We start from the raw sequence: 23,419 nt of genomic DNA on the forward strand, positions 1-23,419 counted from the left end.
ACCGTCCCTATGATTCAAATTCGCGGCCTTTCCAAATCCTTTGGCAGCTTTCAGGCCCTGAAAGGAATTGATTTGACCATAGCAAAAGGCACCGTGTTCGGCTTTGTCGGACCAAACGGAGCTGGTAAATCAACAACGATGTCCATATTGGCGACGTTGATGGCGCCGGATAGCGGAATTGCAATGGTTGATGGCTTTGACGTTACCAAGCATCCGCACGAGGTGAGGAAACGGATTGGCTATATGCCCGACTTTTTCGGCGTCTACGATCAGTTCAAAACGATGGAATATATGCATTTTTACGGCGCTAGCTACGGCATTCCAAAGGCGGAACGCGACGAACTGATCCCTAACTTGCTGGAGCTTGTTAATCTGAGCGACAAAAAGGACGCTTATGTCGATACCTTGTCGCGTGGGATGAAGCAGCGCCTGTGTCTTGCCCGGTGCCTTGTCCACGACCCGGAGCTGCTCATACTGGATGAGCCTGCTTCCGGTTTGGACCCCCGCGCCCGCATCGAGATGCGGGAAATATTGAAGGAACTAAAAACAATGGGCAAAACGATTATTATTTCATCCCACATCCTTCCCGAGCTGGCCGAGATGGTTGACGAAATCGGAGTGATCGAGCACGGCTTGATGAGAGCTATAGGCAACGTGAACGAAATTCAAAACCGGCTGCGGGTCAAACGGTATTTGCATATTCGTTTGCTTGATAAAATGGACGAAGCCGAAACGTTTCTGCGCGATCGTCCTCATGTTAATAAGCTTCTCAGGGAAGAGGACAAAATCAACGTCCACTTCGGCGGAGGCGACGAGGAGCAAGCCGAGCTGCTGCGCTCAATGATGTCATACGGCTTTGAGATCGTATCTTTTAGCGAAGCGCAAAGCAATCTGGAGGATGTCTTTCTGGAAATTACAAGAGGGGGTGCTGACCCGTCATGAGCGTACAAAAAACGGCAAAAGCCGGAGGCTTCGGCAATTGGCGGAGCAAAATGATCAATCCCGTGCTGGATAAGGAATTCCGGCTGCGCATGAGATCGCCTCGGGCGATGTGGACACTGTTCTTTTATTTGCTGGCGATTGGCTTGATTTCGTTAAGCGCCATCTATTTGACGCAGGAGCTTTCGGGACGGAGCGGCACTTATAACCCGGAGGAAAGCAGAGTATTGTTTTATTTTCTGAGCTTTGCGCAATTAGGGCTCATTTCGTTTATGGCACCCGGCTTGACAGCTGGGGTCATTAGCGGCGAGCGGGAGAAACAAACGCTTAACCTGCTGCTAACGACGCAGCAGAGCTCAACCACTATTATTTTGAGCAAGCTGCTTTCGTCGTTAAGCTTTATGGTGCTGATCGTAATAAGCACCCTTCCGATCTATGGCATCATGTTTCTTTACGGCGGGGTGTCGCCCAAGCAGCTTTTGCTTGTTTTTGTCTTCTATCTGTTCATGATGCTGGTATTGGGTTCTTTCGGCATTTTATTCTCCACCTTGCTGAAGCGGACGATGATTTCCGTTATTTCCACCTATGGCATCACGCTGTTCATTTACGCCGGCACGGCTATCTTGTTTTTCATTATGCTGAGCGTTTGGCAACAGGCAGTGAACAATCAAGGCATGACAACAAGCAGCTATACTTGGATCGGGCATATCTTAGCGCTTAACCCCGCTACAGCCTTATACAGCATTTTGGAACCTTCCTTCTCCGACTCCGTTTATACGATAAACCGATGGAACGGCGGACAGACCAAGGGTGCGCCAATGGCTCTGTGGCAGGAATTTATGATAATCTACAGCGTGTTATCAGCGCTTGCTCTCTGGCTGTCTGTTCGCAAGCTCAGACCAAGACTGAAGAAAAAATAAGGGTTCGCTTATGGCTATAGCGCTTGCTTATCTGCGGGCGAGGCCTATGGCTAATGCTCTGGCGAAATCGACTTAACAGCAATATTCTTGCGGACACGGGTGACCGTTAGAAGCTTCTTTTTACGAAAAGTCAGCGTCTAAAGGACATCCGCGGCCGTAAAAACGCTTTTTTCTCGCCAGATACGCCACTTTTGAGGGCTAAGGGACACGGGTGTCCTTTATGGGATGCGAATCTGACTATATAATGTTCTATATAAGTTGAACAAAAGAGTTTCAGCGGTGTAGGCCGGCGTGTGAAAAGTTCTTCCGATCGCAGTTGTTCCCAGATTTCCCTGAATGATAGGTTCAAATGGTGAAATCCGGGAACACAAGCGACCGCTTAAAACGTTCTGGAAGAACGTTACTTCGTAAGCATATGCTTTTCTCCAGAACCCCTCACACTCTGGCCTGTCGCTACTTTTCTTTTGTTCAACTTATATAGCGGTCAAAAATGACCGGCGATCGTTAGACCAGACAAGTGCCGAGAAGATGGGGCGAAGCTAGAAAGTGAGTAGCGGAGCTTAGTGAAAGCTAAGAGAGGACCGGAAATTTCGGCTGAGCGCCATATTCGACGCTGACCATGCCGCCAGGCATGACTCGCAATGGAAAGTGAACTTTTTGAACATCCGCATCAAATGAAGTTCAAAAAGTTCGGTTTTCAGTGCCAAGAAGATGGGGCGAAGCTAGAAAGTGAGTAGCGGAGCTTAGTGAAAGCTAAGAGAGGACCGGAAATTTCGGCTGAGCGCCATATTCGACGCTGACCATGCCGCCAGGCATGATTAGCAATGGAAAGTGAAGTTTTTGAACATCCGCATCAAATGAAGTTCAAAAAGTTCGGTTTTCAGTGCCAAGAAGATGGGGCGATGCTAGAAAGTGAGTAGCGGAGCTTAGTGAAAGCTAAGAGAGGACCGGAAATTTCGGCTGAGCGCCATATTCGACGCTGACCATGCCGCCAGGCATGACTCGCAATGGAAAGTGAACTTTTTGAACATCCGCATCAAATGAAGTTCAAAAAGTTCGGTTTTCAGTGCCAAGAAGATGGGGCGAAGCTAGAAATTGAGGACCGGAGCTTAGTGAAAGCTAAGAGAGGACCGGAAATTTCGGCTGAGCGCCATATTCGACGCTGACCATGCCGCCAGGCATGACTCGCAATGGAAAGCGAACTTTTTGAACATCCGCTAAAGGGGGCGTTAGGTTTGGAGCGGGAAGTTTTGTATACCCTACTCAATAAAGTAAAGGCAAGAATCACGCTTCAACGCGGCGTGCGTCTTGCCTTTGCGGGTTTGCTGGGCGGCAGCGCCGCTGGTGTCATTTTGTTAGGATTGGGCAGATTGTTTCCGTTGCTCCATGTCGAGCTCTGGCTGTTGATCTTTTGCTCATGCGGCATTGGGACGGGCGTAGCTGTCGGCATCTGGAAGAGAGCTACGGTCAGAGAGGCAGCGAGGGCCGTTGATCATGGCGGCGCGGAAGATGCAGTAATGACGGCACTGGATGTGCTGGAGGGCAAAACACGAGCCTCGGAGGCTATAGTTCGCCTGCAGCGGGAGGCAGCGTCGGAGGCGGCAATCGAATATGTCGACCGTCTGAAGGAAAAGCTTCCTTGGCCAGCCTGGAGACAGTGGCGCAAAGCAGCGATTGGTTTGGCGTCATTGTGGCTTGTGGCTGCTGCTCTGCTTCTTTTTCCCAATCCTATGAAGGATAAAGCCCAAGCGATGTCCGAAGCCAGGGCAGTGCTTGAGGAAATGCAATCGGAGCTGGAAGAGAGCAAGGAAGAATTAAATGAAGCTGCACTGAACGAGGAAGACCGCCTCAAGCTGGAGCAAACGCTGGAGGAGCTGCGGAAGGAGCTTGAGTCTTTGGGGCTGGACAACTCCGAGGTATTGAAGGAGCTGGCTGAGACGTTGGAGAAGCTGGGTGAAATGGCCGAGGAGACTAAACAAGCCATGCAGTCTCTGCAAGACATATCCAGAGAGATGAGCAAAACGCGAGGTTTGGAGGAACTCGGGCAGGCATTGGAGAAAATGGATGCTTCCGCAGTTGAGCAAGCGGTAGACAGGCTTCGCAATGAAATGAAAGAGCTGTCGGAGGAGGAAAGGGCTCAGCTTGCCGACTTGCTGGAGGAGCTGGCTTCGATGCAGGAATCCAAAGGGGCCGAGGATCTTCAAGAGGCATTGCAGGAGGCTGCCGAGCAAATGCGAAATGGTGAAGCGGCCGCTTCGGCTGGAGAAAGCGATGGATTAAGCACGTTGCAGGATGCGCTTGGCGAAGGATTGTCCAAGGCAGCCCTTGAGCAGCTGGCCCGTTCTATGGCTGATCGCATAAGCGAAGGGGGCTCCCGATTGGCGGAAGGATTATCGCAGCAGGGAGGCGAAGTTCCTTCAAGCTGGACCGAAGCAATTGGCAAATCCGGTACAAGCGGGTCGAATAGCGGATCGGGAGAAAATTCCGGCAGCCAAAGCGGCGCAAACGGCAATGACGGCTCGGGTCAACCTACTGGAGAGACACAAGGCAATGGAGGTCAAACCCCGGGCGGAAGTCAGGGGAATGGCGGTCAAAGTCCCGGTCAAGGCCAGGGAGGCGCTTCCGGCAGTGGTGGACAAGGAGCGGGTTCCGGTAACGGCGGACAGGGAACTGGAAACGGTTCAGGAACCGGTGGGCATGGAGCTGGCAGCGGAGGACAAGGAGCCGGGCTTGGCGCAGGCGACCGCAATCTGGTTACCACTCCGCGTAGCTTGGAAGGAGAAGGAAATGTGGAGGTTGACGGCGGCCCGGCAACTGGCGGTGAGACGCAAACCGGCGGGCAATCACCTGTTATTGACGGCACAACGCGACCATACGAGGATGTATACAACGAATATGCCGCCGAAGCCAAAAAGTCATTGGGACGTACTAAGCTGCCAGCCAGTCTTCAGGATAAGGTAAAACAATATTTCGACGAAATTCAGCCGGATCGCTAGAGGGGAGCAGAACAGCAATGATAGAAACCAAAGAGCAATTGGAGGCTGCGGCAAGCCGGATAACGGCAGTTAAGGCCGAAATCGGCCGGGTCATCGTAGGCCAAAACGAAGTGGTGGAGCAACTGCTCTGGTGCCTGCTAGCAGGCGGACACGCTCTGCTTGAGGGAATTCCCGGCTTGGGCAAAACGATGCTGGTTCGTACGATTGCGGATGTTGTTGCGTTAAAATTTTCACGGATTCAGTTTACCCCCGATCTGATGCCATCCGATATAACCGGAACCAATCTGATCGATTTTTCTACGCAGGGCGCAGCGGTTTCCCGTTTTCAACCCGGTCCGTTGTTCGGAAATCTGGTGCTTGCGGATGAGATCAACCGGGCAACGCCGAAGACGCAGAGCGCTTTGCTGGAAGCGATGCAGGAGGGAACGGTAACCGCAGGCGGAGAAACTCATATTTTGCCCAAGCCGTTTTTTGTACTGGCTACGCAAAATCCGATCGAGCAGGAAGGCACCTATCCGCTGCCCGAAGCTCAGCTTGACCGTTTTCTTCTTAAAATAGGGGTGCGGTACCCTACGCGCGAGGAACTGAAAGAAATTGTGGTGCGCACGACTTCTCCTGTTGCGGTGCAAGCTCAAACGGCATTAGACGGAGAAGAGCTGGTTGCCTTGCAGCTTGCAGCGAAGGAGCTGCTGGTTAGTGAGGAAATGCTGGATACGGCAGTGCGCATCGTTATGATGACGCATCCTGGGGAGGCTGACGCGCCGGAGGCGATTAAACGGCATGTGAGGTTTGGAGCCGGCCCGCGTGCACTACAGGCGCTAATTGCAATAAGCAAGGTGCGTGCGCTTTGTAGCGGCAGGCTGCATGTATCCTGGAACGATATCCGCGAGGCGGCTCCTCCCGTGCTGAGGCATCGGATTGTGCTGGGTTATGAAGCGCAGGCGATGGGTATTACAAGCGATGAGATGAGCGCCGCCATTTTAGGAGAAATAGAGGCAAGCCGATGAGCGATATCCGGCTTGATTCTGCACGCTCGCAAGCCGATAGCGACTACAGCCTGCTTTTTCCGGATAAAGGGCTGCTGCCCGGTTTGGAGAGACTGAGATTGGCTGCAGGCGGAAGAATCCGCGGAACGCTTGCCGGCAAGCGCCGTTCCTTTACATTAGGCGGCTCTCAAGAGTTTGCCGACTACAGGCCGTATGCTCCTGGCGATGACGTTCGGAGGATTGACTGGAATGTTTATGGCAGGACGGGCAAGGCATTTCTGCGCCAATACTGGGATGAGCAGGAGCTTCATGTGCAACTCTATCTGGATGTGTCTCGTTCCATGTTGGGGGCAACCCGCGTTGCCGAAGGCAAGCTGCTGTATATGCTGCGTCTTGCGGCGTGCGTCGGGTATGTGGCATTGTGCGGAGACGATAGGCTTGTTATTCGCCAATTCGATGAACAGGATGTCAAGAACGAGCTTGGTCCGTTGCGGGGACGCGTATCCGTATCCAAGCTGTTCCGTTATTTGGCGGAGAAGGCAAGGGAGAGCGAAAGTGAAGCCGGAAGGGATGCGGCGGCGGACAAAGTGCTGGCGACAGAAGGGAACCTGAGCCTGGCGCATGGCTCCTCCTCGCATCTGGATATGTCCATTCCTTTCCGAAAGCCGGGGGCGCTGCCTCGCCGTTCCGGGGTGTGCTGGATATTTACGGATGCGCTATACGAAAGCGGCATTCAGGAAACGCTGCTGTCGCTTGTTGCTGCCGGACAAAGCGTTGTGCTTGTGCAGGTATTCAATCCCGAAGAGCTAAACCCTGAATTAAGCGGAGAATTAAGGTTGATCGACAGTGAGCTTGGGACGGGCAAGGAAGTGGCCATATCTCCCCGTATATTGGCGCGTTACCGCGAGGAAGCCGCTGCTTATCAGCAAGAGCTGAAGGCCGTCTGTGGAGAAAAGGGCGCTGTTTTTGTTCCGCTGGACACAAGCATCCCGATCAAAACCGCGCTTCAGCGGCTTGCCGCTGTTCCTGGGGCCATTCAAGCTTGAGAAAGGAGGGGGCTGCTTGCAGTTTTTATCAGCTACATCGGCCTGGTTTGCACTAGCTTGCTTGGCTATTATTGGTATGTACATTTTGAAGAAGCAGTATCAAAATACAGAGGTGCCAAGTCATCTGCTATGGCGGCGCGTCCTTCAGGAGCAGGAAGCCAATTCGCCCTGGCAAAGGCTGCGGAGCAGGCTGCTTCTTTTTATGCAGCTGATGGCTGCTCTCCTGATTGTTTTGGCGTTGATGCAGCCGGTTTTGATGCGGTCAGTCACCCATAGCGGACATGCGGTGATCCTTATTGACCGTTCCGGCAGCATGGGTGCGAAGGCAGCGCCTGGCGGCACTAATGGAAAAGAGACGGGTGTTCAAGGGCAATCCGGCTCATCGGATACGAAGCTGAGCGTTGCGCTAAGCGCCGCAGAGCAATGGCTTGATGAGCAGTCGCATAAGCGGCAGGTATCCATTGTTGTTAACGGCTCGCAGCCCGAGGTGCTGGCATCGCGCGAAACCGATCATCAAGTACTCAAGGAAATTCTGCGGGGCATTAGTCCGGTTTATGGCTATTCGGATAATACGGCAGCGTTGTCGCTTGCGGATTCGATTCACCAGCAAGGCGATGATGGGGTCACCATTATTTTTACGGATGGAATCTGGCATGACTTCGCAGATAGCAACAGCCTTCCGTTGCAAACCCAAAGCGTCGTTTCGTTAATAGAAGGCGAAAGCGGAAATGTCGGCATTTTGAGCTTTGGAATGAAGGAGGATCTATTGCGGCCCGGCTTCAATCATGCGGTTGTAACGGTCCGCAATGATGGCACAACAGCACAGAAGCTGACCGTAAGTCTCTATGCGTACGGGAAGGATGGAGAGCGCGAAGCGGTTGCGGAGCTTGAGATCGCGGCCGAAGCGGAGGGCTGGAGCAGCGGAGAAGCCCGCGGATTGCCTCCTGCCGATTATTATAAAGCCGAGCTGAAAGCACTGGATGCGTGGACCGGAGATAATTTTGCATATGCATTCCCAGCTGTTCAGACAACGCCGAAGGTTTTGCTCGTTACCGAAGGCAATCTGTTTTTGGAGAAGGCACTGCTGCTTTCCGGCATCAAGCCGGTCAAAACGCTGCCGGCAACGGAGCCGCCTTCAGGAGCGCAGGCTGAAGAGATTTCATGGGTGTTGCTAGATGGCGCGCTGGATAAGATTGAAAGCAATGCGGCTTGGAAGAAGCTGCTTGAGGATAAGCCGCTGTGGATAATCGACCGCCCTGGAAGCGATGGAGGAGAAACAGCCCAGCCGGCCAGCATGGACGTTGATATCGCTCAGCATGAGGTAACCAATTACTTGTCGTTCCAGGATACACACATTTCCCGACTCGCCAAACCGGCTGCAGAGGAGGTAGCCTGGGGGCGTGCGGTGCTTGCCTATGGCGGAGTTCCGGCGATTTACGCCGGAAACTATAACGGCAAGCCTCAGCTAAGATTTACGTTCAGGCTTCAGGATAGCGATTTGCCGTTGCGCCCCGAATTCCCCGTGTTAATTATGCAAGCGGCTGGCTGGATGAACGGGGGACAAGGACAGCTGGGTTATGCAATTGCCGGGCAAGCGGTTGAGCTATCTCTACATCCCGAATCGGTGAAAGCCGATTGGGTTGCGGCAGAGCCGTGGAAAACCGGATTTTCTACAGATGATGAGGCGTTAAGGCAGCCCATGCGGTTAATGGAGCTGGGAGCGGGCATTTATGAAGCTCCAGCCATTCCGGGCTTGTACAAGCTGACCGAAAAGGATAATTCGGGCTTGCTGCTGCAGGAGCGTTACTTGGCTGTATCCGCTAGCCGCGAGGAGCTGACCCCGCTGGAGGATGGACGGCTGGAGCTTAAGCTGGCTGCTCGCGAGGATGGGCAAGAAGCTCCTCGGCAAGAGGAGGAACCTATGGCAAAGCTGCCCCTCACGGCGGCTATAATGGGCTTGCTGCTTATATTGCTGGTTGCGGAATGGGAGGTGTACCGGCGTGGGCATACAGGTTAACAACCCGTGGTTTCTGCTGCTTTTGCTTCCTTGGGGAGCCTATCTGTGGTGGATGGCCGCTGCCGTCCCAAGGTTAACGGGTTTACGCAAAATAGCGTCAATTGGCACGCGAAGCCTGATTTTGCTGCTTATTATTGCACTGATAGCAGGTATACAGCCATACCGAAAGCTTCAACACGTCAATATCGCCATCGTTGCGGATCGTTCAGCCAGCGTAAATCAGGAAGCTGCAATAGGAGAATGGATTGGCGAAGCGTGGAGTGGCAAAGAGAGCAACGATGCTGGAGGAATCATTTCGGTTGGCGCTAATCCCATCATCGACAAAGCGTTGTCGGCAGATGCTCTGCCCAACGATAGCGGCTATACGTTTCATACCGGACTCAACAACGGCTTCAGCGATTTGGCCAAAGGGATGCAGCTGGCAGGCGCCATGCTGCGGGATAACGGCGGGGGAAGAATCGTATTGTTGTCCGATGGCGAAGAAAATGCAGGCGACGCCAGAAGAAACGCAAGGCTTTTATCGGATGCGGGAATTCCGGTTGATGTTGTGCATGTGTCGTCTCCACAGACAAAGGATGTATCTGTAGAGGAGCTTCAAGTTCCTCAAAACCTGGGTCAAGGCGAAACCTTTGCGTTGGAGGTGGCGCTTCAAAGCACATTTACAGGAGAAGCAATGATCCGTTTGTATCAGGATAATGCGGAAATCGGCACATCAAAGGTACAGCTGGAACGGGGCAGCAACCGTTTTGTGATGCAAAGCTTGGCGCTGGAGGCAGGCTTTCACCGCTTCCGCGCGGAAGTGTTTGCGGATGGAGACGAACAGCCGCTTAACAATGAAGCGTATGCGTTCAGCCGGATAAGCGGCCCGCCAACGGTGCTGATCGTTGAAGGAACAGCGGGTTCGTCCGCCAATCTGGAGGCTGCTCTCAAGTCATCCGCTATCGCTTACAGGACGATTGCTCCGGAGCAGCTGTCGCTGGAGCTGGCGGAATATGCCGCATACGACAGCATTATTTTGAACAATGTACCCGCGACGCGTATCGCAGAGAAGCCGATGGAATGGCTCGGCAAAGCGACATCCCAGTATGGGGTCGGTCTGATTATGCTTGGCGGAGATCAAAGCTTCGGGCTGGGCGGCTATTTCCAAACGCCTATTGAACGCGCTCTTCCCGTCTATATGGAATTGAAGGGCAAAAAGCAAATGCCAAGTCTTGGCCTTGTGCTGGTCATAGACCGTTCAGGCAGTATGGATGGAGGGCCATTGGAGCTGGCTAAAGAGGCTGCAATGCGTACCATCGAGCTGCTGCGCGATCAGGACACGGTTGGCGTTGTGGCGTTTGATACCTCGCCGTGGTGGGTCGTTGAGCCAACTAAGCTGGATAAGCGCGAGGAGGTTATTGAAAAGATCAAGGGCATTCAGGCAGACGGCGGCACCGAAATTTATACCGCCCTGAATGAGGGATTCAATGCGCTCAGCAAAATGGATGCCCAGCGCAAGCACATGATTTTGTTAACGGATGGACAATCCGCAACGAATATGAGCTATAGCATCATTACGGACGCCATGAATGAACAATTGATGACTCTCTCCACCGTTGCGATAGGAGAAGGCTCTGACCAGGCATTGCTGGAGAGTCTGGCCCGGAGTGCCAACGGGCGTTATTACTACACTAACGATCAAAGCACGCTTCCGGCCATATTTAGCCGCGAAACGGTGCTTATGTCACGCACATACATCGTGGATGGCGTTTTTACGCCAAAGATCGGCGAAGCCGGAGATTGGTCCAGACTATGGCAAAATGGGGCTCCGCCCCTGCAGGCATATATTGCGACGACGGCAAAAGAGCTGGCCGAGGTTGCGTTATGGTCTCCAGACGGCGATCCCGTTCTGGCGCGCTGGACCTATGGATCTGGACGAAGTCTTGCCTGGACCAGCGATGCAGCCGGCAAGTGGTCCTCGGACTGGGTGCAATGGGACCGGTTTCCAAGTGTATTCGCAGAGTGGATCAAATGGACTTTTCCGCAGTTTGAAAGCCAGCCTTACCAAATTTCCCTTCAGCGCGAAGGCGGGACGGCTACCGTAGTGGTTGAAAGCGATGAGGCGACTGGGCTGACCAATGCTTCCTCGGACAAGCTTGCAGCCTTGCTTGAAAGCGGAGAAGGCGATTCAACCATAGTGGATTTACTGCCGGTTGCGCCCGGCCGGTATGAAGGAAAAACGGCATCGCCTCCACCCGGGGCTTATTTGGCGCAAATTGGAGCCCGGACAGGGAATGCCGACAGCTTGAGCGTGGCGGGAGGCGCCACGGTTGGTTTTGTGGTTCCTTACGCTCCAGAATACCGCATAGGCGGAGAAGACGGCCTTGAGCTGCTGAATCAGCTTGCAGACCTGACGGGCGGCCGGGTATTAACGATGGACAATGCCGCCGAAGCGTTTCGGACAGAGCCTATAAAGGCGAAGCTTCCATATGATTGGAGCAGGCTTTTGCTTCTAGCTGCGCTTTTCTTATGGCTCATGGATATCGCCTTGAGGAGATTATCCGTGCCTTGGAGCAAATGGCTGACCGCATTAAAGCTTGTTCGAGGCGCTTCTGTCCGAAAAGGCGCCGGAACTGCTACAGCTACCCCGGCAGAAAGTTCTCTTCTGAAGCTGCGTGAACGGGCGGAGCAGAAGCGCAAGTTTCTGGCGTCGGATGCGCAGCCACAAGAGACGGGAGGCAAGCAGCAGACAAAACCTCGGGCTGAGTTCATTTCTTCATCCCAGCCTCCCGCAGCAGAAAGAAAAGGGACTGAAGCAGAGCCTCCTACTCCTAAGTCCCAAACGATTAACCGCCTGCTTGCTGCGAAGCAAAAAAATAAACGTTAACCTTGTTAAGCCAGTATGCAAAATTATGGAAGGGAACGGGATGGTTAGTTTACCCGTTCCTTCCTTCAAGAGTAAAAGAATAGGTACCGGAACCCACTAGTAGCTTTTGGCCAACCGGGCTTTGTTCAATGCCCAATAACCCGGTCATCTGATCTAATGGCACTCCGTTTTCTTTGACAGACCGATAGTTTATGGCCGGTAGAATGATTTCTGCCGTTGTGTTGGCGGGTATGACGATATGCATAGACAAGGCTCCATCCTTCTCTTTTTTCCAGTTTACCCCAATCATGCCGTAGACGGAATGAAAGGATGCATCTACCCAGGTCAGATGTTCTCCGATTTGCGGCTGAATCCGTATTTTTTTGTAGCCTGGCTCCAGCAATTCAATGCCTGCTGCCGTGCGATACAGCCAATCTCCAATCGCTCCGTATGCATAATGATTGAAGGAGTTCATGTCATCGCTCCAAAATGAGCCGTCCTGCTTGATTCCATCCCAGTGCTCCCAAATCGTGGTTGCGCCTTGAAGGACTGAAAAGAGCCATGACGGGTATTCCTTCTGAAGCACCAGCTTATAAGCTAAGTCCGTATACCCGAACCGAGACAGAACCAGGCACAAATAAGGTGTGCCTACAAAGCCGGTTGTTAAATGTATTCCGTTTTCTTCAATGTGCTCGGCCAGCATGTTGGCTGTTCTAGACCTGTCCGCTTCCTCCAGCAAATCAAACATAAGCGCCAATACATATGCAGTTTGCGTCGGGGAGGCGACACGGCCGCTCGGCGTGACGAATTCCTTGCGGAATGCCTGAATAATCTGCTTATGCAGTGTGTCGTATGTTATGGCATCCTCGTTTTTTCCGATGACTTCAGCCGTTTTGGCGAGCAGCTCCGTGGAGTAAGCGTAAAAGGCGGTAGCTATCAAATCTTTAGGAGTTGCCCCCGTATAACTGTTCTCCTTGCTATCCAGACCAAGCCAATCCCCAAAGTGAAAGCCTGTATTCCACAAATATTCGTTTTCGCCCTGTGCTTTGATGAATTCTACCCATGCCTTCATGCTGGGATATTGCGTTTCCAAGACGCGAACGTCTCCGTAGCATTGATAGAGAACCCATGGACATATCACTGCAGCGTCGCCCCAGGCTGAAGAGCCGTAGCCCGCGGTAGGCACATCAGGAATAACATGAGGTACTTTTCCGTCCTCCTGCTGATCGGCAGCCAGATCCTTCAGCCACTTCTCAAAAAAGGGCGCTACATTCATGTTGTAGGCTGCCGTGCGGATAAAAACCTGGGCATCTCCCGTCCAGCCCAATCGTTCGTCGCGTTGAGGGCAGTCGGTCGGCACCTCCAGAAAATTGCCCTTTTGTCCCCAAAGAATGTTTTGCTGGAGCTGAGTCAGAAGCTCGTCCGAACAGCTGAAGCTGCCGGTTTGCTCCAGGTCTGTATGAAGGACACATGCCATAAATTGCTCCATTAATTGCTCTTCAGGCACTCCGGTGACTTTGACATAACGAAAGCCCTGAAAGGAAAACGTCGGCTCGTAGGTTTCTGGTTCATCGCCTTTGCAAATATAGGTTACGGTCTGCTTGGCCGAGCGCAAATTGCCAGTGTAGAAATTGCCTTCGCGGTCCAGCACCTCTGCATGTTCCAGAGAAACCACCGTTCCGGCTTCGGCCTGCACCGTAAATCTCACCCAACCCACCATGTTTTGTCCCATATCCAGCACAAGCTCCCCTTTGGGAGTATGGACGATACGAGCAGGCTTGAAGGTTTGGATTATTCGGGTTGGCTCGTTCTCCTGCGCCACCAAAGTCGACAAAGGAGCATGGAAAGAGGCAGCCTGTTCCCAATGGCCATCCTCGTAGCCGGAAAAAAACCATCCATCCAGTTCCAGCCTCGCATCATAAATTTCCCCATGATACAGCTCAGACATAAGAAGAGGTCCGGTTGACGTTCTCCAGCTTTCATCCGAAACGATGATTTGCTCCGAGCCGTCGCTATATGAAATATGGAGCTGTATAAGCACTGCACGCTTGCCGCCAAACAGCTCTTTTTCCCCTTGCCAACCCAGATACCCTTTATACCAGCCGTTTCCCGTCATGCAGCCAAGAGCGTTGTCTCCTTCAGCCAACAAGGAGGTTACGTCATAGGTCTGATATTGCAGCCGCTTGTTGTAGCTGGTCCAGCCCGGGTTGAATAATGTGTTGTCTGCCGGGATGCCGTTGACATACAGCTGGTAGACGCCCAGCGAGGTTGCGTAGATGCGAGCCGAAGCGATTTTACCGGTCACAGAAACCGGTTTGCGGAAATAATGACAAGGCTCGTCGCCGCCTTCATCATTTTGAAGAGGGGCTGTTATCCATTTGGCCTGCCACTCCCCGACGGATAAAAACGCCGTTTCCCAATAAGCAGGCTCGCTCCAATCCGATGCCTGGCCCTGCGAGCCCCACACCTTAACTCGAAAATAATACCTTTTGCGCGACGTCAAGCCAGGACCCATGTATTCGATGTGCACATTGCAATTCGACTCTTCTTTGCCAGAATCCCAGATGATATCCTCTAATGCAAAGCCGGGACTTGATGCCACCTGTACGCAAAAGGCGGCTTGTGTGAAGGCACGGGCCTCGGAGGAAATCTCCCAGCTTAGTCTTGGGCGGGGATCATCTATCCCCATTGGATTCCTTCTATAGTTTACTTTTAGATTCAAAACGTCTAGCTTAGCCATGTCTTCGCCTCCTGTGTATCATGTTTCGTCTGCTCTGCGAGCCTGCTGCTTATTTCAGTGGCTCTATCACTATTATACGGAGTGCTAGACGTTTAAAGTGGGGGGATTCTGACATTCTTATAGGTGTATATGGACATTTATACATCGGTTTTGTACGATAAAATCAAAGCTGAGAAACACGAGAGGAGTTGTTATTTTGACTGTTGGCCATCGCACGACTATTCTGACCAGGGACAGCTTCTTTGAGCCCGATGTGCTGATTTATGTGAACAGAGCCTATGAAACGTTTGAAATGAATGCCCACTCTCATGAATTTATTGAAATTTCTTATATCAGTGAAGGGGCAGGGATGCATTATATTAACGATGAAGCCATTCCTGTGGAACGCGGAACCATTTTTTTTATTCCCATAGGCTATAGTCATGTCTTTCGCCCCAAGACAACGGCTAAGGGCAGTCCTCTCATTGTTTACAACTGCTTGTTCCCGGTCGAGTATCTGATTCAGCTTCAAGCCGGCTTTCCTGCAGCGTCCGAAGCTTTATCTTCTTTTACAGCTGCGGATTTGCCTTGGTTTTCCATGAAGGATGTGGATGGAGCCTATCATTTCCTTTTTCGTGAGCTATATCGTGAGTTTTATGCCAAACCTCCGGGCTATATGGCTGTGCTCTCGGCTCTAGTTTTGCAAATCCTGATGGGCTTTTACCGAAATCTCCAGCAAGTGAATACCCCTGCAGGAGACAAGCCTCAATGGATGGCTATTGACGATGCAATCGCCAATATGCATTACCACTTTGCCAGCGAGCTCAAGCTAGGGGCTCTTGCCGCTGCGGCCAATCTCAGTGAGCGGCAATTCAGCCGCCTGTTCAGGAAACAGACGGGAATGAGCTTTATCCAATACCTGCAAAATATTCGTATGGAGGCTGCGTGCCGTTTATTGACCGAGGGGCGCAGCAGCATAGGTGAAATTGCTTCGGCGGTTGGTTATGCCGACATGAAATTTTTTTATCAGTTATTCAGGAAAAAAATCGGTATGACGCCTTGTGAGTACCGCAATACTGCCCGCCCCTCGCCGGATCTATAACGCCAGGTTAACAGGATCGCAAACGATTTCGCAGGTATGGCTCATTATCGCTTGCCAGGGAAAGCGTTAACATGGAGCTACTATATCTGAGAACAGGGGAAGGAAGCGGACATGAGTGTAAAAGCAGAGCTTCGAGCGCGTTCCGGGCAGATAAGGAAACGCAAACAATTCATACTATATTGGCTGAAAGAATGGTCTTCATGGCTGTTGATTGTACCAACGGTGCTGTTTTTCTTTTTCTTTTCCTGGCAGCCGCTGTTTCAGGGCGTCGTATTGTCTTTTTTTCGAACCGAGGGTTTTAAAGGCGTAGAATGGATCGGTCTGCAGAACTATATAGATGTTATGCAAAATACGGTGTTCCAGCAAACGCTTATCAATACGTTTATTTATGTGTTATGGTCGCTGGCGATTGGCTTTGTTGTCCCTATCGTCGTCGCCATTGCGATCAACGAAATGAGGCATTGGGGATCGTTGTTCCGTTTTTCGGTCTACTTCCCGAACATGGTGCCGGGCATTGCGGCCGCTATGATGTGGATGTTTCTGTTCAACCCCGGGGAAGGGGGATTGCTGAATATGCTAATGGGCTTGTTCGGCCTTCCTTCGCAAGAATGGCTGCAAAATCCCAACATGACGATCCTTTTAATCATTCTGACGATTACGTGGCGTAATTTCGGAGCTACAACTTTGCTATATCTCGCCAGCTTGCAGGGGATTAACAATGAGCTGTATGAAGCAGCTTCCATTGACGGCGCCGGCATTTGGCGAAAATTCCGCAGCATTACGCTGCCGCAAATTGCGCCGATGATCAGCTTGATGCTGATCCTGCAGGTAAGCGGCGTATTCCAGGTATTCAATGAACCGCTGGTGATGACAGAGGGCGGACCAAGCAATGCGTCGATGTCGATGATGCTGCAGAGCTATTTTTATGCGTTCCGCTATTTCGAGGCCGGCCACTCGCTTGCGCTTGGCGTGGTCACCTTCGTCATCCTCATGCTGCTGACCATCGTTTATTTCAAGCTTGAGAAGAAATGGGAAAGGGAGTAGTGAGACAGCTATGAACAAAAGCAAAGGCTCCGGTATAATCGGGGATTTGGAGTACAGACAACCAAGAGTCAAGCTGATCTATTGGCTCATATTTGCCGGCTTGATTATCGTTGCGGCAGTGTGCACTCTTCCTCCGCTATGGGTCATTTTATCCAGCTTTAAAGATATTAAGGAGTTTTATGCCATTCCGCCAACCTTGATACCTCGCACATTCCATATTGAGAAGGTGTGGAATACGTGGAATCAGTTCAACTTTATGAAATATTATGTCAATACAGGCTACCTGACGCTTGGCTCGCTTGTGTTCTGTCTATTGTTTAATGGTTTGGCGGGTTTTTTCTTTTCCAAGCTGAAGCCCAGAGGCAGCGGGTTTATATTTTTGCTCATATTATGGACGGTGCTTCTGCCCAATACGGTTGGCATGGTGCCGTTGTTCAGCAATATTGTTGATTTTCCTTTGCTTCATCTGAATTTGACAAACACTTATTGGCCCATGTGGTTTATGGCAGCGGTAAATCCGGTGACGATTCTTATATTCAAAAGCTTTTTTGATACGATTCCAGTTTCCCTGATCGAGGCAGCGCGAATCGACGGATCTTCGAAGCTGGGTATCTTTTTCCGCATTATGCTGCCTCTTAGTATGCCAGTCATCATTACGATAACGATATTAACGATTAATGGCGTATGGATGGACTTTTTTTGGCCATATATGGTGTTAAAGGATCAATCGCAATGGACCGTTATGGTGGCCATTTACAACTTGAAAGCAACCCTGCCCATGGATATCCAGTTTGTTGCATTAACATTTGCCATTGTTCCCCCGGTGCTGCTGTTCCTTATTTTTCAACGATACATTATGCAGGGTTATTCCATCAGCGGAGGCGTTAAGGGATAACGAATCACACAGATTGACAAACGGTTTCGCAGGTTTACCGTCTATTGGCTCTCTATAATGGCGTGGTAGGATAGAGATGCCGGCAAAAAGAAAGCGCTTTATAAAGAGTGGCAACAAACTACGACAAGAAGGTTGGGGGATCACATGAAGCTGGGAAAAAGAAATGGTTGGCAAGCGGTATTTGTTCTTCTGGTCAGTATCGCCCTGATAGCAGCTGGCTGCGGTAAAGGCAGCAACGGGGGGAGCGATTCGCCAAGCTCCGCACCCACTGACGGAAATTCTTCGGCTCCAAATGAAACGGATCAGCCGGTTACGATCAAAATCAGCAACTGGCCAAAGCCAAATGAAGAAGCGCTTGTCAAAATTTACGACGAGTATGTTGCTCAAATGAAAGAGAAATACCCCTTAATCACGCTGGAGAAGGATGAGTGGGGCTATGATGTCAGCTCCTTCCTGCCGAAGGCGGCCAGCGGCCAGCTTCCGACGATTTATGAGACCTATTTCACCGAAGCAGACAAAATCATTAAAGCCAGCTATTCGGGGGACATTACTGAGCTGCTGAACAAGAACAAATGGACGGAAGCATTAAATCCGGAATTGCTCGAGCTGGTTAAAAAGGACGGGAAATATTATGGCATTCCTAAGGATGGCTATGTCATTGGTTTGATGTATAACGTCAATTTGTTCAAAGAAGCAGGGCTGGTTGATGACAACGGAGTGCCTGTTTTCCCGAAAACCTATGAGGAATTGGCAGAAACAGCCAAAGCAATCAAGGACAAAACAGGCAAGGCGGGCTTTTTCTTCCCGACCAAAAATAATCAGGGCGGCTGGATGTTCATGAATATTGGCTGGGCCTATGGTGCGGAATTTGAAAAACAAGTGGACGGCAAATGGCAAGCGGTGTTCAACTCGCCGGAGGCGGTTGCCGCGCTTCAATACATTAAGGATTTGAAGTGGAAGTATGATGTGCTGCCAGCCAACAACCTGGTAGATATCAACAGCGATATGGCCCAAATGTTCGGGACAGATCAAGTAGCTATGAGCTTCGGCATGCCCGAATGGGGCAACGGGATCGTTCAGGGCTTGGGAATGTCCAAGGACAATCTGGCGATGTCGGCGCTGCCTGCGGGACCAAAAGGCAATGTAACCTTGCTTGGCGGCGGCTTGTATATGTTCTCGCCGCAAGCGACTCCGGACCAATTGCAGGCAACCTTTAAATGGCTGGAGGTTAAAGGCTTTTCTCCGCAGGCTACGCCGGAATCGCTGGCAGGGCTAGAGACACAATCAAAAACCTCTAATGAGCAGGGCCTGATTGTGGGGCCGCATGGCTTGCGTGTATGGATTAACGAAGACCGCATTGCCGCGGAGCAAGAAATTATTGAAAAATATACAAACGTCAACATGGCGATGTTCCAGGATTATATGGACAACGGCGGCAACGGACTTCGGCCAGAAGAGCCGGTCAACGCACAGGAGCTGTACAAAACGCTTGATGTTGTTATTCAAACGGTTCTGACAAACAAAAATGCCGATCCGCAATCGCTATTGGATAAAGCGGTAGCCGAGTTCCAAAAGGACTATCTCGACAAGGCGCAATAATGAGGAACGAGCGCTTCAAGGAATCGGCCTTGAGGCGCTTTGCATTATGCTCAAAAAGGAGAATGCGGAACCGAGGACAGGTAGAGGGTAGGCGTCAGATCAAGGGATTTATGCTATGATGGCTATACGATTGAAAGCCTTCTCAAGAATAGGGGTGAGCTCATGTTCAGTTCCCTGGACAAGCGGATGCAGATCATTTTGCAGGTCGTCATTGTCCTGTATGTGATAGTGTCGAGCGCGTTCGTGCTGAGGACGATCAAAAGCCAGAGTCTGGACATGCAGCATACACTTGCACTGCAATATACAGGACAACAGCATCAGAATGCACAGTTGTTTATGAAGTGGATGGAGGAGATGGCCGGCATTGTTGCAAGCGATAGAAACGTGCAGCATGCTATAGCCGGAGGGCCTTACGACAAGACAATTACGCCGCTGCTGGATGGCTTGGGGGCGTCCAATCTCTATATTCTTGATCTTGTGCTGTACGGAAGCGAAGATAGCATGTATGCCTCTAGTCGCGTTTCCGGCATTCGCTCGTACAATGAGGTGAGGACAATTCCGGAATATCGGGATTTTCTCGAATCGGAATTGTCCTCCCAATGGTTGATTATGGATCATGAATCTCTGGTGTATCGTCAGACGGATCCGCGTTACCGCCTTCTTTATCTGGAAAAGCTGACGTTACCGGACAGCACCGGAGACGGGCTGCTGGTTATGGATGTAGATTTGCGCAAGATGATCGGCTTTTATGCCTTTCCCGATCCAAAGTCTTATCCCGGTTCTCAGGCTGTTCTGTATACCCATGATCGGACTGTGGTCGATACGAGCGGTCGGCTCCACGAGCTGCCTGAGGATTTGAAATTCCGACTCTCCAATATGCCGCCGCAGGCAGATGTCCAGACACTCGAGCTTGATAACGGAACAATATATGTGTACCGCATGCTCCGATCCGGCGATTACGTGCTTCTGAATATCCCCAACGCTCCTGTATTCTCTGAGCTGGCGGGATTATGGAGCATTGTCGTTGCGGGTACAGTTGCAATCGTTATTATTTCCTTTATACTTATTCGCCGATTGTCGGCAAGCATTTTTGATCCGCTGCGGGAGCTTTACAGGAATATGCGTCGTCATTACAACAAATAACGGGTCAAATTAATCGTTATTAAAGCGGTTGTGCCCTCCCCGGGCACACTGCTTATTCTCAAGCTGGAGTCTTGACCATACTCCAGCTTAATGCGTTCATCCACATTTCGCAGACCGTATCCGCTTTGGAAAAACGGATTTTTGTTAATCGTATGCAAATCCTCCTTTTGAGCAAACCCCACGCCATCGTCCTTGACCTGTAAATACAAATAATGGTCTTCCTCCCAGCAGCTTACCTCTATCAAGCCTTTTCCTTCCTTTTCGCTAAGGCCATGCTTGATTGCATTTTCAACAAGCGGCTGCAGGATCAGCTTCAGAATACGCAAATTGCGCAGATGCTCCGGAATATCGTAAGTGACTTCAAACTTGTCCGGGAAGCGGAACTGCTCTACCGTTACGAAGCTTTGCACCAGCTTAATTTCGTCGGCTATCGGAATGTGCTTGTCTCCCTTGTGCAGACTGATCCGGAAAAAGGTAGATAATGCGCTGATCATCTGCTCGATTTCCGGCTGCTTCTTCAAACGGGCCGTCCATTTGATGGCATCCAGCGTATTATAGAGAAAATGGGGGTTAATTTGTGATTGTAAGGCCGTCAGCTCCATGACGCGCTGCTTTTCTTTTTCCTCGCTGTTTTCTTCAATCAGATGATTAATGCGTTCAATCATGGAGTAATAGCTCTGCTCCAGCTCGCTGATTTCATCGCGCGCCGGGTTGGCGTCAGGCGGCGGCTCCAAACCGTCGCGGCCAAAGCTGCGGATTTTCGAGGTCAGCTTGGCGATGGGGCGCGTTATCCGACCAGCGATATAGAACGAAAGTGCCAGTAACCCGATAAAAGTCGCCGCAGTGAAGATTAACGCATTAGTATTGCCCTGGCTGATGGCTTCAAACAGCTTGGGATAGGATATGACCGATACAATTCGCCAGTTGACGCCAAAGCCTTTCAGCCGGGCATCCAGCGGGTGAACGCTTAGTACATATTTCTCGTCGCGGTAGGTCATATCCATGTAGCCTTCCGATTGAAGCGGCTGAAAGGCGTCATGCTCCGAAAGCACATTGCCCAGGAGCGCTTTATCGGGATGAGAGATGATTTCGTTGGCGTCTGTCGCGATATAGGAATAGCCCAGGCCGTGGAAGGAGGCCTCGTACAGCTTGAATAGATAGCTTTCCTTCACATAGAGCAGCAGGACGCCTATATTCTGTCCGGTGTTGAAGTTGCGATATTGCTGGCCAAAAACGACGTAGGCGTCGCCGTTTTCGTCACGCTTCATATGTCCGGTAACGGGAATTTGCGATTTTTTCACCCGGGAAATCAACAGGTCATCGGGATCCTCAAAAATCAGGCTGTCTTCCCGAAACCGGTAACGTTTATTTTGATCCGTTATAATAACGACATCGCCAATCATCTCCGCGCTGGAGATGGTATCGGCAATTAGCCGCTGCAGTTCTGTCTGTTTCGCGTTTTCACTCAAGCTGTCGTCACTGATAGCCCGGTAGATAGAGCTGTTCAGCAAAAAGCGGAGGCCAACCATCTGGATATCATCGACAGTCAATTCGATGCTTGTGCCGATCTCCTTCTGGAGATTTCCAGCATGATCGTAAAGACGGTTTTTGAGATAATTCGAGCCATAGATATTGAATACGCTAAGCATCAGAACCAGATGAAGCGATAGCCCAGCCACAACAATAAAGACGATTCTTCCCCTTACCTTGAACATGCGAAGCAGGGAGGTAAGGAAGGCGCTCCGGCTGGATTCAGTTTTTTGCATAATCGCTTGGTGAAAGGCCGGTCATTTTTTTGAAAATCTGGCTGAAGTATTTGGCGTCGCCAAATCCGACCTGGCTCCCTACCTCATAAACCCGATAGCTGGAATAGCGCAGCAGCCGCTTTGCTTCTTGTATACGAAACTCGGTCAAGCATTCATAAAAGGTTTTGTTCAACTCCTTGCGGAATAGATGCATCAAATGCGTTGGGCTGATATGCACGGATTCAGCGACCATGTCAATTGTAATATTGCGTGCATAGGAGACACGGATATAATCCAGTGCCCGCTGCACCTCCTTGCGTATACCGGGGAGCGAATTGCCCTCGCCATATTGGACCCGCTGCTGCCGCAGCGGGGCTGCCGATGCCGCCTCTCGCGCTGTGAGGAAAACGGCATGGAGATTGTCGTAGATGGAAGCGGCTGTGGCATAGCCGATGGCAACCGTTAATTGCAGCTGCTCCTGCAAAACCTGGACAATGGAACCGCCAGTTTCATGAAAGATGGCAACGGCATCAACGCTAGGTCGGCTATCCGCGGCAATGACAGTCCACTCCGAAGGAGAGCTGCGGACGATTTTTACATAATCGTAGGAACAAGACTGCAGGGCGTTATCCAGACAACGCTCGATATTCGTCGCCGGAGGCAGACTGGCTGCGGCGGCCTCGGGAAGCGATGCTGAAGATCCCGTTGAAATGACGCCAATAATCAGCTTTGTTTCCGACGCAATATTAATGTTAAGCAGAGCGAGCTTGGCTGAAATGTCGTTTGCTCCCAAACCTTCGCCAAACAGCAGCTTCAGCCAAAAGTGCGACGACAAAGCAGGCGTTTCCTCCCTAAGCCGATTGTACGCAAGCTTCTCCTCCCGCAGCCTTTCAAAGTCTTGTCCTGCACGCTGGAGCGTCTCCAGCAGCTCGTCTATATTGACCGGCTTTAGCAAGTAGTGTGAGGCTCCGAGCCGCAGAGCCTCTTGTACATATTGGAACTCGTCATAGCCGCTAAGCACGACTTTTACACAATCCAGCTGATGCTCGCGGATGGCCTGAAGCAATTCAAGTCCATTCATATGAGGCATACGAATATCTGTCACTATAATTTCGGGCTTCAATTGCAGCGCCATCTCCAGCCCTTCCTTGCCATTGCAGGCCTCGCCGATAATCTGGATGCCATAATCCTCCCAATCGACGGTTTGACTCAACCCGGCTCTGACCAGGTACTCGTCGTCAACAATAAGCGCTTTCAATATGACGACCACCTTCCTCCTGTTGAATGACTCTATTATAAGATAAACGGTCCCCGGAGTCAGCTTCTTGCGCGTAGTTGCTCGTATCTCCTACCATTTCGCAGGATCGCGCCATATGGAGGTGAATGAGCGTATGCTAAGATCAATTTTAAACGATAGAACAGG

At 51.2% G+C, this 23,419-nt stretch carries 15 protein-coding genes; 12 read left to right on the forward strand and 3 right to left on the reverse strand.

Going from position 1 to position 23,419, the window contains the following annotated elements; genetic code table 11:
- Positions 1-9: 9 nt before the first annotated feature.
- From A7K91_RS07435 to A7K91_RS07465, 7 genes are all read left to right on the forward strand, one after another.
- The gene (locus tag A7K91_RS07435) at positions 10-942 is read left to right on the forward strand and encodes an ABC transporter ATP-binding protein (protein WP_068681328.1); all 933 of its coding nucleotides are present in this window, start codon (positions 10-12) and stop codon (positions 940-942) included.
- Positions 939-1,859 carry an ABC transporter permease gene (locus A7K91_RS07440; protein ID WP_068681233.1) on the forward strand — a complete coding sequence of 307 codons (921 nt, stop codon included), beginning with the start codon at positions 939-941 and terminating at the stop codon, positions 1,857-1,859. Before A7K91_RS07435 ends, A7K91_RS07440 begins: the two co-directional genes overlap by 4 nt.
- Before the next feature lie 1,190 nt (positions 1,860-3,049).
- Positions 3,050-4,855 carry a coiled-coil domain-containing protein gene (locus tag A7K91_RS07445; RefSeq protein ID WP_156739392.1) on the forward strand — a complete coding sequence of 602 codons (1,806 nt, stop codon included), beginning with the start codon at positions 3,050-3,052 and terminating at the stop codon, positions 4,853-4,855.
- 17 nt (positions 4,856-4,872) lie between these two features.
- Entirely contained in the window at positions 4,873-5,862 is a 990-nt protein-coding gene (locus A7K91_RS07450) for an AAA family ATPase (RefSeq protein ID WP_068681237.1), read from the forward strand.
- Positions 5,859-6,887 carry a DUF58 domain-containing protein gene (locus A7K91_RS07455; RefSeq protein WP_068681239.1) on the forward strand — a complete coding sequence of 343 codons (1,029 nt, stop codon included), beginning with the start codon at positions 5,859-5,861 and terminating at the stop codon, positions 6,885-6,887. Before A7K91_RS07450 ends, A7K91_RS07455 begins: the two co-directional genes overlap by 4 nt.
- Before the next feature lie 16 nt (positions 6,888-6,903).
- Positions 6,904-8,904, forward strand: coding sequence for a vWA domain-containing protein (locus A7K91_RS07460; protein ID WP_068681242.1), 2,001 nt, complete (start codon positions 6,904-6,906; stop codon positions 8,902-8,904).
- Positions 8,888-11,770 (forward strand): VWA domain-containing protein, encoded by a 2,883-nt coding sequence (locus A7K91_RS07465; protein ID WP_068681244.1) that lies wholly within the window; start codon positions 8,888-8,890, stop codon positions 11,768-11,770. The genes A7K91_RS07460 and A7K91_RS07465 overlap by 17 nt, the downstream gene beginning before the upstream one ends.
- 49 nt (positions 11,771-11,819) lie before the next feature.
- Here A7K91_RS07465 and A7K91_RS07470 read toward each other — a convergent pair whose 3' ends face one another.
- A complete protein-coding gene (locus tag A7K91_RS07470) occupies positions 11,820-14,489 on the reverse strand; it encodes a glycoside hydrolase family 78 protein (RefSeq protein WP_068681246.1) in 2,670 nt (889 codons plus the stop codon).
- Positions 14,490-14,685: 196 nt separating this feature from the next.
- Between A7K91_RS07470 and A7K91_RS07475 the strand changes: the two genes are divergently transcribed.
- The 5 genes from A7K91_RS07475 (at position 14,686) to A7K91_RS07495 (ending at position 20,251) form a co-directional block, all read left to right on the forward strand.
- On the forward strand, positions 14,686-15,570 hold the full coding sequence (locus A7K91_RS07475) for a helix-turn-helix domain-containing protein (RefSeq protein WP_068681247.1): 885 nt from the start codon (positions 14,686-14,688) through the stop codon (positions 15,568-15,570).
- A 111-nt stretch (positions 15,571-15,681) separates the two neighbouring features.
- The gene (locus tag A7K91_RS07480) at positions 15,682-16,614 is read left to right on the forward strand and encodes a carbohydrate ABC transporter permease (RefSeq protein WP_082967289.1); all 933 of its coding nucleotides are present in this window, start codon (positions 15,682-15,684) and stop codon (positions 16,612-16,614) included.
- 10 nt (positions 16,615-16,624) lie between these two features.
- Complete coding sequence (locus A7K91_RS07485; protein ID WP_068681249.1) at positions 16,625-17,509, forward strand: carbohydrate ABC transporter permease; 885 nt, start codon at positions 16,625-16,627, stop codon at positions 17,507-17,509.
- A 144-nt stretch (positions 17,510-17,653) separates the two neighbouring features.
- Complete coding sequence (locus A7K91_RS07490; protein ID WP_068681252.1) at positions 17,654-19,108, forward strand: ABC transporter substrate-binding protein; 1,455 nt, start codon at positions 17,654-17,656, stop codon at positions 19,106-19,108.
- 162 nt (positions 19,109-19,270) lie between these two features.
- Positions 19,271-20,251: a cache domain-containing protein gene (locus A7K91_RS07495; RefSeq protein WP_068681254.1), complete on the forward strand. Its 981-nt coding sequence runs from the start codon at positions 19,271-19,273 to the stop codon at positions 20,249-20,251.
- On the opposite strand, the gene A7K91_RS07500 is transcribed toward A7K91_RS07495, so the two are convergent.
- A complete protein-coding gene (locus tag A7K91_RS07500) occupies positions 20,239-22,017 on the reverse strand; it encodes a cache domain-containing sensor histidine kinase (protein ID WP_068681256.1) in 1,779 nt (592 codons plus the stop codon). The two genes, A7K91_RS07495 and A7K91_RS07500, sit on opposite strands and share 13 nt — an antisense overlap.
- Positions 22,004-23,254, reverse strand: coding sequence for a response regulator transcription factor (locus tag A7K91_RS07505; RefSeq protein WP_068681257.1), 1,251 nt, complete (start codon positions 23,252-23,254; stop codon positions 22,004-22,006). The genes A7K91_RS07500 and A7K91_RS07505 overlap by 14 nt, the downstream gene beginning before the upstream one ends.
- Between the last annotated feature and the right edge of the window lie 165 nt (positions 23,255-23,419).

This window comes from Paenibacillus oryzae, assembly GCF_001675045.1.
In the GTDB taxonomy this organism is placed as follows: domain Bacteria; phylum Bacillota; class Bacilli; order Paenibacillales; family Paenibacillaceae; genus Pristimantibacillus; species Pristimantibacillus oryzae.

Coding starts and splice junctions, on each gene's coding strand:
- A7K91_RS07435 (WP_068681328.1), top strand. CDS start 10: ATGATTCAAATTCGCGGCCTTTCCAAATCCTTTGGCAGCTTTCAGGCC.
- A7K91_RS07440 (WP_068681233.1), top strand. CDS start 939: ATGAGCGTACAAAAAACGGCAAAAGCCGGAGGCTTCGGCAATTGGCGG.
- A7K91_RS07445 (WP_156739392.1), top strand. CDS start 3,050: ATGGAAAGCGAACTTTTTGAACATCCGCTAAAGGGGGCGTTAGGTTTG.
- A7K91_RS07450 (WP_068681237.1), top strand. CDS start 4,873: ATGATAGAAACCAAAGAGCAATTGGAGGCTGCGGCAAGCCGGATAACG.
- A7K91_RS07455 (WP_068681239.1), top strand. CDS start 5,859: ATGAGCGATATCCGGCTTGATTCTGCACGCTCGCAAGCCGATAGCGAC.
- A7K91_RS07470 (WP_068681246.1), bottom strand. CDS start 14,489: ATGGCTAAGCTAGACGTTTTGAATCTAAAAGTAAACTATAGAAGGAAT.
- A7K91_RS07480 (WP_082967289.1), top strand. CDS start 15,682: ATGAGTGTAAAAGCAGAGCTTCGAGCGCGTTCCGGGCAGATAAGGAAA.
- A7K91_RS07485 (WP_068681249.1), top strand. CDS start 16,625: ATGAACAAAAGCAAAGGCTCCGGTATAATCGGGGATTTGGAGTACAGA.
- A7K91_RS07490 (WP_068681252.1), top strand. CDS start 17,654: ATGAAGCTGGGAAAAAGAAATGGTTGGCAAGCGGTATTTGTTCTTCTG.
- A7K91_RS07495 (WP_068681254.1), top strand. CDS start 19,271: ATGTTCAGTTCCCTGGACAAGCGGATGCAGATCATTTTGCAGGTCGTC.
- A7K91_RS07500 (WP_068681256.1), bottom strand. CDS start 22,017: ATGCAAAAAACTGAATCCAGCCGGAGCGCCTTCCTTACCTCCCTGCTT.